We start from the raw sequence: 12,846 nt of genomic DNA, 5'->3' as shown, positions 1-12,846 counted from the left end.
TATGGGTAAACTAGTAGACGCCTTCCTGACCCATGCGCTTAACCACACGATTTGCGACAACGACCAGCACCAGACCAATTACGGATTTGAACAGTCCAACCGCTGTACTGTAGCTAAAATCGCCCTGCTCGATCCCTGTGCGGTATACATAGGTGTCGAACACTTCGGCCACTTCAGATACAGCGCCGTTGTACATCAGGAAGATTTGCTCAAACCCCACCTCCATGATGTCTCCGAGTCTTAAAATCAAGAGTACGATGATGACACTGCGGATGGCAGGCAACGTAATATGCCAGATTTGACGCAATCGTCCCGCTCCATCCATTCGTGCCGCCTCATACAGCTGAGTATCCACACTCGCCATGGCAGCCAGAAACACAATCGTGCCCCAACCAGCTTCTTTCCACATCGCTTGCAAAGTGACCATGATCCAGAAGCTGTCCGGGTTCGTCAATATATCCACGCGGGGCCATCCCCATAAAGTGAATAACTCGTTAATCAGTCCCGTCCCTTTGGCGAACAGCAGCAGTGTTAACCCGGCAATGATCACCCAGGAGAGGAAATGCGGCATGTAGATAATCGTTTGAATCAGTCTCTTATACGCCACACTTCGCAGTTCATTGAGTCCCAGGGAAATCAGGATCGGAAAAGGAAAGAACAAAATCAGATTGAGCAGGCTGATTGCCAGCGTATTTCGGAACAACAAAGCAAAATCCGGATTACCAAAGAGTGCTGTAAAGTGCTGCAAGCCTACCCACTCACTGCCCTGAATCCCCCGAAAGGGCGAGTAATCCTGAAATGCAATGATGATGCCCCACATCGGGATGTATTTGAAAACGAGGAAGAACAATACGCCCGGCAATGCGAGCAAATATAACGACCGGTCACGCCGAAGTGCGGACAGCAGGTTTAACCCTTTCTTTTTGGATGAAGTCTGCCTCCCCTTAACCGTACTCATTCGTTGCTCATGGGTGCTCATGGTGTGCAGCTCCTTCCCTCAGATTCACTGTCCATTTCTTTTCTTGTAAGCTTCGGTCATCTCATCACTCATCGCCTGGAAATTCGGATCATTCCGCAGGGTTTCCACAAAGGCATCCCAAGCTTGAATCGGCTCCCGGCCCAAAATAATCTTTGCTTTTAGATCCTGGATCTTCTTGTTGAGTTCAGGTAGCACCTTCTGCCCGGTATCAGATTGAAGGCCAGCGGCCAGGTCCGCCACGCTCGTTTTGTCTCGCTCTGCCTCCACTTTTTTGAACAGTTCATTGGCCTGTGTCTCTTCATCCGTTTCACCCGTGGTATCCCAAGGCAGGTCGATGACGTTAACGATATGATTGAAATCCGACGCGTTATCCGCCGTCAACTTTTCACTACTCGCTACCTTTTTGCCATCGACCACTTCATAATGTGTACCTTCAATCCCGAACTGCTGGATTTCAAATACTTCCGGATTCATCCAGGTATCGACGAGTTGGAGAATTCGTTTCATCTTCTCTTCCGGCACACTGGCAGGGATCGCCAGAATACCGTTGTATCCCGAACCCTTCGGATTATATCCATTCAGATTGGTCAAAGGATAGAAATCCGTATATTTAAAAGAAGGATCGACCTTCTTCAGGTCATCGGCATAGATTTTGCGCATCGTGCCTGTCTTGTCTACGATAATACCCGCCTGATTGCGCTTGAACAGTTCTCTGGCCTGCGTCAGCTTGAGCGAAAGCAGATCTTCCGGCATCATGCCGCTGTTATAGGCTTTGGTTAGATATTGAAGGGATTCTTTCACCTCAGGCAACAGCTCCCTGTAGACCAGCTTCCCCTGAGACTCATCCCATTTCCAACTGCTATTGGTTCCGATAAAAGAACTCTCAATGGCACCCAGAACGGGGCCCAGATTACCTCCCCAGCCGAGATCATCGGGACTAATATACGCGGCAAGTGCTGTGGTATCTTTGGTTCCGTTACCATCAGGGTCCTGCTCTACAAAAGCCTCCATCACGTTGAACAACTCATCCGTGGTCTCCGGCACCTGCAAATTCAATCGGTCGAGCCAATCCTTGCGGATGATGAAAAAAGAATCTCCAGTGACTGGACGAGGCCGCGGGATACCATAATTGTTGCCGTCTGCTGCCTTGGTTGTATCCCAAGCTATATCGGGAATGCCTCCGCTGAGGTTCGAATAGTCCTTGATATAAGGGGTGATATCCCAAAAAGCACCTTGTTTGACCATCTTGGTGAAGGTACTTCCAAATGGATCATTAATCATGATGAGATCAGGTATATCCCCGGAAGCCAGGGTCAGATTGAGCTTGTCACCGTAGATATTGTTGGAGACCCATTGGATATTCATTTTGGAGTTAGTTGCTTCTTCAATGGCGCGTTTGATTACATTATCATCAGCAGCAGGGACGGCACTCGGCGTGATGGTCATAATGCTGACTTCCAACGGATCGTCGGCATTGCCGCTGTTGCCACTTACCTGTCCTTCTTCTTTATTTCCGCATGCACTAAGCACCACGGACATGACCATGACAACCGATATGATCCAGGCTAGATTACGGGTGTTGCGTTTCCCCACTTTTTGCATAGGCTTTCCCATCCTCCTTAGTCTATTAAACCTATAGTCTTAATCGGATTAACGATTAAAAAAGGGGCTTTGACAGGACTTTGAAGAAGATTCTTCTTGACCGGTCAAAGCTTTCACTCACTATAACGAACACCCGTATTTCCTGCAATTGCACTTTTTTGCACCTGTTAGAAACGTTAGAAAATGCGCCCTAAACGCCTTCGCTTCAACGATAAGGTCTGATAATGCGCTCGTCCCACACTTGTACTTCAATATATCGTTCGGTATCCAGATTCGTTAGTCATAGTGTACATCATGCCAACATTTATGGAAATATCTGTAGCGAAATATTACCCGTAGATAAAGTTACCCTTGGGCACTTCAATTGCAACGGGGGAAATTCACTATTATTAAGGAAATATTACCCAATAAGTGGTAGACTAATAAAAAGTATTTATCTTCAGCAGGCTTAAAAGGAGGTCGCATTATGTTAGGTGTTAACGTGAAAAAAATAGAAGATCAACTGGTCATCCGGTGGCAGTTTTCCAAAATTGAAATTCCCATCTCCAACATTACGTCAGTTACCCTTGACGATACATATGGTGGCAGCGAACTATCAGCCGTTCGAATAGGAGCAGCGTATGGTGCCTCCGAAACCATCCTGATCCGTACTACCAATCAATCCTACATTCTGTTCACTTCTAACGAAGCATTGTTTCCGAAAATTAGTGATTTGGTATCCAGCACAGCAAGTTAGCTCATTCATCGAGACTTGCATCCATTCGTAAGAGATCGTTTCATATAAAAAGCGTCAGCATTGGCATAATTCTCTCATGCCTTGCTGACGCTTTTTGTAAGTTGAGTATCCTTTCAGATGACAGCCCTATGTCCAACTCCACTTCGGTAACTGATCCAGCGTGATAACCTCTTCACTACGGTATACTTCCTTCAAAAAGGCGACTTCATTATGTTTACCATCCCTCAGGAATTCACCTGTCCAGGTACAGAACCAACTCCAGTGTACATCCTGCTCCTTCATCAACTTAGGGTCCGGGATGGAGCCGTTCTCGGCCAGAGCAATGATTTTGCTATCCTTCACAAGCTCACTCAGGTTGGTGTAACGCGCAGCCAACGGGCTGTGATCTCCTGCTTCAGGGTATACATCCACACTGACAATATCCACGACATCATCACCGGGATACCATTCCGGTTTTTCCGAGTTCCAAACCCAGATAAGATTGTGCAGCTGATGTTCTTGAACCAATCGATCATACAACAAACGATATAACTGTTTGGCAGGTTCAGGACCTTTCGCTCCCCACCAGAACCAGCCACCCTCCGCTTCATGAAGTGGTCGGAATAATACAGGTACACCCGCATCCTTCAACTCTTGCAAGTGGGCTGCAATCGCATCGATATCCCGAATCAATAACCGATATGCTTCCGATTCAGTATCAGCTAGCGCGGAGGCAATATCATAGGTTGTCGCATCCGTATAGAACCCCCGCCACCACTCTTTACCTGGTTCATCGATCAGATCCGTTGGTGCGTTCCAGTGCCAGCATAGCGTCACGATCCCGCCTTGCTGGTGCCATGCAATCGCATCCCGAATCTCCTGGGAGACCGCACCACGCTCTGTTCTTGATGGCGAATATTCCATGAGATCAAAGCCAATCACAGCTGGCTTCTGGCCTGTATTTTCATTAATCCAGTTCAGATTGCTGTAGTCCTGCTGACCTGACAACATCCCTTTTCCATAACGCTCAACCAGAAACGTCATTAGTTCTCTCGCTTCAGGTGTCGCTGCTTCATTCACCGGAACACTGCTGATCTCACGCACTGTCATCTCTACACCTCCAATTGGATTTACCATGTTAACCCACAACACCAGAACGTTCAATGCTCTCCACAAAATAACGCTGCACGAATAAGTACAAAATAATCAGCGGTGCAATCGCCAGTAAAATGCCTGTGTCCACGATCATGGCCACGTAATTCGGATCAGCCTTGATACCCGAGTTCGAGCCAAAGCCCATCAGTTGCGGAATTAATTGGTTCGCCTGAGCAGGCAAGGAAGCCACCTTCAGCGAGATCAGTGGACTTTCACTCATGAATAATGCCGAATAGAATGTATCATTGTACTGCCAGACAAATGAAAACAGAATAACCGTAATCAACGGTGAGATTGCATTGGGCAACATGATTCGGGCAAACGTTTTGAATCCGCCTGCGCCGTCAATCAGAGCAGCCTCCTCGATTTCCTTCGGCATTCCCTTGAAGAACTGACGGAAAATATAGATGAACAATCCCGCCTTAAGCCCTCCCGCTGTAGCGGCCGTAATCATAGAAGGCCAATACGTATTCAGCAGATTGATGCCATTCTTTCCCGTGAACAACTGGATGATGCCCATAAAGTCAAAGCTGCGGAAATGCAGATACATCGGCACCATAAGTGTGCTTGTCGGTACCAGAATCGTGAGAATCACCAGCACAAAGAGCACATTGCTACCCGGAAATGAAAACCGGGCGAAGCCGTAGCCGGCAAGCGCACAGGACATGGCTGTCAGAAGCGTTGTAATCGTAACGAACAATAAGGTGTTCGCGAGCAAAGGCAGGTAATCCATCACTTGCGCCGCAAGCCGGATATTATCCAATGTAACGTGCTGAGGAATCATATAGATCGTTGGATTATAGATATCCTGCTTATCCTTGAACGCAACTGACACTTTGAGAAATAAAGGGTACAAAATAATAAATGAAATGCCGATGACCAAAGCATATCTGAATATGGAATAGAGAAGGTCCGATGTCTTGTTTCGCACCCGCTGCATGTGATAATTCTGCTTAGGAACTACTACCATGCGATCTGTCCCTGATGCAGCCATAATCTGAAGCCTCCCTTAACCGTCAGTTGTAGTGAACCCGTCGTGACAACACCCAGCCCACTACGATCAGTACAAGACCAATCACAAGTGTGTACAGCCAGGACATCGCCGAGCTTAAACCAAAGTTCTGGGTTTTGAATGCAGTTTGGTAGATAGCCTGTGTGACCGGACTCCCGGCAAATGAATCAATGATCGTATAGATGACATTTGTCAGAATCAACGGACTAACCATGGGAAATGTAATTTTCCAGAATGATTCATAGGCTGTTGCCCCTTCGATCTTCGCAACCTCATACATCGATCCCGGCACCGATTGCAGAGCGGCGAGGAAGATCAGAATCTGAACGCCAGAGCTGCTAATGATCTCATAGATCCGCATGATGGCTTCTACAATGTAATCCACATAGGCCATCGGCAATCCCACATCCGCCAGCATCCGTACAATGGACACCACATTGAACGAAGCCCCGCCATCAGCAGACGCATCGACCGCACTTGCATCTCCCATCAGATTGATTAATCCCGCAGACTCAGCTGCTGCAACTGCACTGGAAGCCAGAATAACCGGTAAAAAGAAGATTGCACGTGCCATCGTTCTGCCTCTGAACTTCTGGTTGAGCAATGTCGCCGTAAACAGACTGAAGAACAAAATCATCGGCACATTCAGCAGCATCGCTCCAACGGAGTCGACCAGAATCCGGTTGAATGTAGCGTCAACCAGAAGTGCATCCTTGAAATTTTTAAAACCAACGTATTCCAGGACGTATCCGCCCGGAGCAACAGACAGATTACTCAGACTGAATCGAATTGATTGCAGGAGCGGTGTGGCAAAGAGGAAGATGAAGCCGACCAACCACGGCGATATAAATGCAAGTCCAAGCAAAGCTCTCCGTGACTTCAGCGATAATCGAATGGTTCTCATCGGCTCACTCCTTCCACCACATAATCCGTCCCGCCAACTGTTGTTCCATCCACGGTAACTGCATCCGCATTGTAATTCACAAGGATAGATGTACCGCCAGTATAGATGATCCGGACCACGCCATTCTGAATGCGTTCATGCTTGAGAATCTGCTCATTCGCCAGATTTCCCAGCACTTCATTGGCCTGCTTATACAAGGTAACGGCTTCATCCACCCAATAGCTGTACTCCGTTGCGTAGGCCGAATCATAATTCGTCAGCTTCAGCCTGGATGATGGTTCATAGGTCCATTGAAAAAATGGAGCTGCCCCAAGCTCCAGGCTGTGCAGCAACTGTTTGCGGAGATCCTGATCCCCCGATGTGTTCATCGGAGATGCCGCATAGTTCATGTATCCATGAATGACCATCGCATAAAACGGAACTTCTTCATCGGTAATATTGAACCGACTCGACCCTGCGGGTACATTCACAACATGTTGTGCACTACCCCAAGCGTAGCTATTTGCGGCAGATATCATCAGGTTCGGATAAGACTGTGCCAATTTTCCCAGCTGCTCCTTCACAATGTGCTTCGCCGTCTCCCGATGAATCACCCGACTATCCCGGTAATCTGAAGTCAGGGCCTGCCCGAGATCACGAAGGGATAATCCGCCGAGGTCCAGTTGATTGAATTTGTCAGCAAACTCACTCACTACATAAGGAAGCTTGGCCGCTGAGAGCAAATAATAGCTGTCCCTACTCTGATCCATGCGATTAAGCGCAGGATTGTATGGATACAGTTCTGCTGTCTCCTTCGTTACAAACCGCGCCGCATCCGAGGAAGGAGCAAAACGCATATCATCGTGATAAATGTGCTGGAAAGCCACATCCGGGAACAAAGCTCCCCCCGACTGCTCCAGCTTGGCGGACAACGCCTGAAGTTCGGAACGACTGCCTACTTCACTGTCCAACTTCACCTGGGTTGGCGTATGATGGCTGATGCCACCGCCGAACCATCCCTGATAGCGCATTTGAACGCGGTTCACACCTTCTTGCTGTAACTTCGCCGCCATTTCGGTGGCCTGTTCGTACGTCGTCATGGCTAAAGTGGTCCGATAAGGCACGCTTAGGAACGAAGCCTTTTTGTCCACTGCACCAAGTACATCCACATAGAACGGCAACTCCATCTGTTCTCCGAGCGGCTTCAATACATCCTGCTCTATCAACTGTTGCTGATATAGGCGGGCCATCCCCGAGTAACTGGCATCTTCTCCATGAAGGAAATGATAGCGGACCTGAATATCTCCACGGTAGGGCTCTTCGCTAAGCAGCTGAATCTCCTGCATTTTCTGCGAGGTGTACATCTCCAGCTCATCTTCACCCCGCAGGGAGAAGGTCGCATGCACGTGGTTGTAACTGTTCTGCCTGCCTCCAATATCTGCGGAAATACTGGCAATGCCGTCCCCTTTTTCAATCACCGCAAACCAGGCATTCTCCCCGTTTTTCAGACCAAACACAGGCATATACGCGGATTCACTCACCTGAGGACGACTGAGCGAATTATCATTGGGGTCTGCGCCGTATACGCGCTGTACATACTGCTCTTCTTGGGTTTTCCCATTGTTCAGGTGGATCAGGCTGCCGGAACCGTCAGGTACGAGCATATAACCCTCGTCCTTTGTATCCGCAGCACCAAAATAAGCGAGCAAATCAATGTTCCGAATGCGGTATTGCCCACTTTCCTCTACCTGGCTCAGAGGCACGGTCACAACGAGTGCCCCCTGCTCAAGTCGATATTCCACAGAAATGACAAAGCTGGGCTTATCTGATACAGCTCCGCCTTCGACCCCGTTCTCCTGATTGTCAAAAGCCAGATCGTCCGCCGTGTAACCCGCCGTCTCAAAGGCTCCCAGCATCTTGTTCAGCACAAGCTGCTTCGAAATCTGTCCATCCAGCCGTTCCAGAATATCCGGATTGTTCTTGGTTGGATAATAACGGGCAGATGTGTACCTTGCGACAGTAGCATCTAGCTTGGAAAGCACTTTCTCATCCAGACGCTGTTTGCTAATCAGTTTAGGCAGCGCGTCAATGCCAAGTGACGTATCACCAAGTGTATAGTTAACCCGAATTCCTTGATCGATCTGACCCACTGTGAATTGTTTGTTGCTTATACTCGAACTGAAGTTTGGAAAGTTCTCCAGTGTGCCCATCGAATCCCGGAAAGACACGTTCAACTGGGAGGACAGCACATCTTTTTCATATGCAGAAGCGAGACCATCCTCAGCCCGTTCTTTCGGATTGCTGTACCAAATCTCTCCACTTTTCCCATCCCGTACTGCAATTTCCGTTGTCTCCTCGTTATAGTACAGGGCCAACCCCTGATCCTCGGCGACCAACTGCATACCAGGTACACCCTGCGAAGAGTCGCTAAGGAACTGCAACGGGTCCTCCGTGACGGGCATGGCTCTGGTTGTCGTATCCAGATAAGCCGCGGCTTCTACGGCAGGAACCCCCCTGTTGTTTATATACAGCAGCCCGGCTGCAATCATGATCACAGCTGTACCACCAGCCAGCACCGTATATAATCGTTGCCTTTTGTTCACGGATGCCGCCTCCTTTAGGTCCGAAAAATCAACTCGCGGTAAATGTTATAACCGAATTCGTACAGCTGTTGCAGCATGCTGAAGACCAGTGCGCCAAGGAATACAATAATGCCCATCACAATGAGTGTCAGCACCATCGTAATGATCGTTCTAATCACCGTGTACTGGTGTACCGTCATCATGCCAATGAACAGAAGCAGTATAAACCAGAAAAACGCGATGCTATTGAACAGATAATAAAAAGCAGTCTCCTCCTGCACCATGAACCGGCTGATCACGATCATTGGGGCATAGATCAGAATAACCGGAATGAGCGAGTAACCTGTCGCCAGAACGATTTCCCTGAACTTGCCTTCCCCTTCCATCAAAGTCGTTACTGCCCAGTTGGCCATGCACCATAGAAAGAAAGGTACTGCAACCGTGGCGATCTCGATGATGCTGTTAATCGTACGAGGATCGATGTAATTGACGAGAAATCCTGCGTACTGCTTTTGCAGAATCATCATGACAATGGTAAGCGCCAATGCTGCAAAAGCAACAAGCAGCCGTCCCCGGTTATCCGACTTGAGGTCCCAGAATGCATCAATGGGGTGAAAAATGAGATGCAGCGGAAACTTAATGAAATCCTGCTTCACGATCAACCTGCCTCCTCCGTCTCCATTTAACCGCCACCCGGGTCAGGATCAGAATGACAATCAGCGCGATTGCAGCGGTCAGGAATGTACCAAAATGTTCCTTCATCATCTCCCGCCGATGCCTCTTGAACGCCACAGAATAACTCTTGCGATCCATTCCAAGTTCGAAGTAACCTAGCGCTTCCTCGTTTTTCTTCTCCATTAATAAGGACTTGCCGATACCGATATAAGCGATGTCATAGTTGGCATTCAGCTTCAGCACTTCTCTCCATATATTCACGGCCTCTGTGTCCTCGCCCCGATAGTGGAGTGCCACCGCTTCATTCACACGGGCACCAAAACGGGTTGGCTCATAGACGACAAGGTTGTTCTTGCCTCGATCCAGAACCAAGTGATGCTCACCCGATTGTTCAATCGCGACAGGTGTTTTGAGCGTGCCCACCTGATTTCCCTTGCCACCGTATATGTAGAGCAGATGACCTTCATCGTCATACGTGAACACCCGGTTCTGTGTCGCATCCAATACACTGTACATGCCATTGCCAAGCACTTTGACATCAATCAGCTTGGATGGACCCGGATTGTTACGGAACCGGATATCGCCTTTGACGTCGTAATAACCAAACCGCTTAAGTACATCTTCGCCAGACGGGTTAAGGCGTTTGATCGGTTCATTTGAGCCAGGATCAATATTCGTTGCATACACGAATCCTTTGTGGTCGATATCCGCATTGGAGAACTCCGTCGGGACAAACAGGACCATCTGTGCGCGCTGGGCTTTGGTTGATAACATGCGCCAGATATATTCGCCGTAGTCCCGCTCCACTTTGTTCGTACCGACGTATCCGATAAATTTCCCACTCTCGTCAAACTGCATAATGCCTTCGTAGACCCCCTGTGCCACAACGTAAACTCGGCCTACATGGTCCACCGTCAGTTTCAAAGGCTGAAACTGGAATTGGGTCGACAGGATATCCGACTCGGGCTTTGTAATGGTTTGAATCAGCGTCCCCTCTCCATCCAGGACAACCACACGACTGTTACCCGTATCGGCGATGTATATGCGTTCTTCTTCATCTACAAACAATCCACCTGGAAGGTTAAAGGTCTCCTTGCCACCATCCATCATGAATCCATCGATGACGCGCAGCAGCTTAAAGTCTGGTTCCAATACGATGATTCGATTGTTGCCGCTATCCAAAATATAGATCAACCCGGAGGGTGAAACGTTCACATCACCGGGGTCTTTGAACTCACTAATGCCGAGGTCACGGCCTGATAGAGTACGCTCGGGCAGATAGGCATCCGGTGAAGGTACAGCCTCTTTCCAGTAGTTGTAGTTATAACTCTCATACGGCGCCGGGGAGGCCGCCGCAGGCACGGCATTCACCAGCAGCAGAGATACTGCCGCCAGGAGAACAAGCCATCTTTTCACTGTGCGTGCCATATCGTTCCCCCTTAATCCTTCATGCCCGAACTCGCCATCGTCTCAATGATTCGGCTCTGAGAGAAAATAAATAGCGTGATCGGCACACTCATCAAAATCAGTGCTACCGCAGCACCCGCTCCTGCCCGGGATATTCCGCCCTGAATAATCTGACCTGCAGCATAATGCAGGGTCTTGAGCTGCTCGCTGTAGATGTATCCATTGCCATCACTGCCCCATAACATCTGGAACAGTAGAATGATCAATGTAAGCCAGGCTGGCTTCACATTGGGCATAACAATGGACCAGAAGATCCGGTATTCACTGGCACCATCAATTTTGGCCGCTTCCAGCAGCGCATCCGGGATCTGCTCCATGAACTGCTTCATCAGATATAACCCGAGTGAATAGGCAAATGCCGGAATAATAACGGCCCAGTAGGTGTCGATCCATCCGAGCCATGACATGATCATATAGTTCGGAATTGCCGTCACCGCAGGTGTGAACATCAGTGACAGTACGACCACTTGGAACATGAATACTTTGCCCGGAAACTTGTGTTTGGCAAGCGGGTAAGCCGCTGCGGAAGCTAGCAGCACATGGCCTACGATACCGATGCCGGTTATAAACACCGTGTTGAATATATAACGTGAGAACGGCACCCACGAGTCACTCAGCAGGTTCAGCAGATCTGTAAAGTTGCTGAACGTCGGATTTTTGACAAACAGCGTTGGTGGAAAGGTGAAAATCTCATCCAATGGTTTGAATGCATTGTTGATTGCATAGATCAGCGGCAGCACCATGAAGGCACCAAATACGAGCAGAAGGGCAAACAGGGAGAGACTTCCCGATAGCGAGCGATTCACCCGCTTTTTGCCTGTCGCAATTGCAGCCATAGCTATTCTCCCACCCTTCGAAGCAGTTTCTGTACCAGCAAGTTGGTGCCCACCATAATCATGAACAGTATGGTGGCAATCGCCGATGCGTAGCCCATCTCAAACCGTGTTGTACCGAAGTCGATCAAGTGGGTGACCACCGTCTCTGCCGCATAGTTCACGCTTGGGAACCCGGCCAGTGCGATCGACACATCGGCCACGGCAAACGAGGTTGTCAGCTGAATGACTGCGCCGAACATCAACTGTGGACGCATCGAAGGCAGGGTAATGTACCATAGTTCCTGCCAGCGATTCTTGATGCCATCCACCGCTCCCGCTTCGTACAATGTCCGGTCCACCGTCTGCAAACCGGCGATAAACGCCAGAAATCCGGTTCCGAGACTCAGCCATAGCTGCACGAGAATGAGAATAGGCATAATATAAGCTTCTGTCTTCAGCCATTGGATCGGCTCCAGCAGAAAACCCCATTTGATCAACAGCCCATTGGCAATACCATAACGATCTCCCGAAAAAATCATCAGCCAGATAAAATACACATTGCCCGAGATGGAGGGCGCGTAGAAGATCAGCGTCATGAACGCTCTCCATTTCGGTGTTAACTCATTAATGATCCACGCGAAGACAAAACAGGCAATATAACTGATCGGTCCGGTAATAATGGCAAACAGCAGCGTATTCTTGATTGCAATCAGGAATACATCATCCTCCAGAAACAGGCGAGTATAGTTCTGCCAGCCAATAAAACGTGGAAATTCCAGCATGTTAAAGTAGGTGAAGCTGAGTATGATCGAGATGACAACCGGAATCACGGTAAACATGAGGAACAGGAGCATATAAGGTGCAAGCAGAACATAGGAATGTTTGCTGGCCTTCATTTCCTGGAGCTTCCAGCTCCACCACGATTTCATGCCCATCCTTGACGCTTTCTCAGGAGGACTGT

The 12,846-nt window shown here is 48.8% G+C and carries 11 protein-coding genes; 1 reads left to right on the top strand and 10 read right to left on the bottom strand.

Translation table 11 applies throughout. The annotated features are described in order from the left end of the window. Positions 1–10 precede the first annotated feature (10 nt). A complete protein-coding gene (locus QNO02_RS08350; RefSeq protein WP_289392717.1) occupies positions 11–958 on the bottom strand; it encodes an ABC transporter permease in 948 nt (315 codons plus the stop codon). A gap of 45 nt (positions 959–1,003) precedes the next feature. Next, complete coding sequence (locus QNO02_RS08345; protein ID WP_289391791.1) at positions 1,004–2,581, bottom strand: extracellular solute-binding protein; 1,578 nt, start codon at positions 2,579–2,581, stop codon at positions 1,004–1,006. 466 nt (positions 2,582–3,047) lie between these two features. On the opposite strand from QNO02_RS08345, the gene QNO02_RS08340 reads away from it, so the two are divergent. Continuing rightward, on the top strand, positions 3,048–3,317 hold the full coding sequence (locus tag QNO02_RS08340; RefSeq protein ID WP_289391789.1) for a SunI/YnzG family protein: 270 nt from the start codon (positions 3,048–3,050) through the stop codon (positions 3,315–3,317). Between the two features lie 126 nt (positions 3,318–3,443). Here the strand turns inward: QNO02_RS08340 and QNO02_RS08335 are convergent, their stop codons facing one another. From QNO02_RS08335 to QNO02_RS08300, 8 genes are read right to left on the bottom strand one after another with little or no spacing between them, the layout of a single operon-like run. After that, a complete protein-coding gene (locus QNO02_RS08335; RefSeq protein ID WP_353959107.1) occupies positions 3,444–4,406 on the bottom strand; it encodes a glycosyl hydrolase in 963 nt (320 codons plus the stop codon). A 28-nt stretch (positions 4,407–4,434) separates the two neighbouring features. Further along, the gene (locus QNO02_RS08330; RefSeq protein WP_176872719.1) at positions 4,435–5,445 is read right to left on the bottom strand and encodes a carbohydrate ABC transporter permease; all 1,011 of its coding nucleotides are present in this window, start codon (positions 5,443–5,445) and stop codon (positions 4,435–4,437) included. A gap of 22 nt (positions 5,446–5,467) precedes the next feature. After that, complete coding sequence (locus QNO02_RS08325) at positions 5,468–6,367, bottom strand: carbohydrate ABC transporter permease (protein ID WP_076327086.1); 900 nt, start codon at positions 6,365–6,367, stop codon at positions 5,468–5,470. Continuing rightward, on the bottom strand, positions 6,364–8,949 hold the full coding sequence (locus QNO02_RS08320; protein WP_289391784.1) for a DUF5696 domain-containing protein: 2,586 nt from the start codon (positions 8,947–8,949) through the stop codon (positions 6,364–6,366). Before QNO02_RS08320 ends, QNO02_RS08325 begins: the two co-directional genes overlap by 4 nt. A gap of 14 nt (positions 8,950–8,963) precedes the next feature. Further along, positions 8,964–9,584: a YIP1 family protein gene (locus QNO02_RS08315; protein ID WP_289391783.1), complete on the bottom strand. Its 621-nt coding sequence runs from the start codon at positions 9,582–9,584 to the stop codon at positions 8,964–8,966. Continuing rightward, positions 9,565–11,031, bottom strand: coding sequence for an NHL repeat-containing protein (locus tag QNO02_RS08310; protein ID WP_289391781.1), 1,467 nt, complete (start codon positions 11,029–11,031; stop codon positions 9,565–9,567). The genes QNO02_RS08315 and QNO02_RS08310 overlap by 20 nt, the downstream gene beginning before the upstream one ends. An 11-nt stretch (positions 11,032–11,042) precedes the next feature. Next, complete coding sequence (locus QNO02_RS08305) at positions 11,043–11,906, bottom strand: carbohydrate ABC transporter permease (protein ID WP_017689719.1); 864 nt, start codon at positions 11,904–11,906, stop codon at positions 11,043–11,045. Positions 11,907–11,908: 2 nt separating this feature from the next. Further along, positions 11,909–12,820 (bottom strand): carbohydrate ABC transporter permease, encoded by a 912-nt coding sequence (locus QNO02_RS08300; protein ID WP_133385912.1) that lies wholly within the window; start codon positions 12,818–12,820, stop codon positions 11,909–11,911. Positions 12,821–12,846 lie beyond the last annotated feature (26 nt).

Source organism: Paenibacillus sp. PK1-4R (assembly GCF_030369595.1).
Lineage (GTDB): Bacteria > Bacillota > Bacilli > Paenibacillales > Paenibacillaceae > Paenibacillus.
Note: the sequence above shows the minus strand (reverse complement) of the source record. Positions and strands in the feature narration are given on the sequence as shown.

Bases quoted from the DNA above. Each gene is read 5' to 3' on its own strand.
- QNO02_RS08350 (WP_289392717.1), bottom strand. From the start codon at position 958: ATGAGTACGGTTAAGGGGAGGCAGACTTCATCCAAAAAGAAAGGGTTA.
- QNO02_RS08345 (WP_289391791.1), bottom strand. From the start codon at position 2,581: ATGCAAAAAGTGGGGAAACGCAACACCCGTAATCTAGCCTGGATCATA.
- QNO02_RS08340 (WP_289391789.1), top strand. From the start codon at position 3,048: ATGTTAGGTGTTAACGTGAAAAAAATAGAAGATCAACTGGTCATCCGG.
- QNO02_RS08335 (WP_353959107.1), bottom strand. From the start codon at position 4,406: ATGACAGTGCGTGAGATCAGCAGTGTTCCGGTGAATGAAGCAGCGACA.
- QNO02_RS08330 (WP_176872719.1), bottom strand. From the start codon at position 5,445: ATGGCTGCATCAGGGACAGATCGCATGGTAGTAGTTCCTAAGCAGAAT.
- QNO02_RS08325 (WP_076327086.1), bottom strand. From the start codon at position 6,367: ATGAGAACCATTCGATTATCGCTGAAGTCACGGAGAGCTTTGCTTGGA.
- QNO02_RS08310 (WP_289391781.1), bottom strand. From the start codon at position 11,031: ATGGCACGCACAGTGAAAAGATGGCTTGTTCTCCTGGCGGCAGTATCT.
- QNO02_RS08305 (WP_017689719.1), bottom strand. From the start codon at position 11,906: ATGGCTGCAATTGCGACAGGCAAAAAGCGGGTGAATCGCTCGCTATCG.
- QNO02_RS08300 (WP_133385912.1), bottom strand. From the start codon at position 12,820: ATGGGCATGAAATCGTGGTGGAGCTGGAAGCTCCAGGAAATGAAGGCC.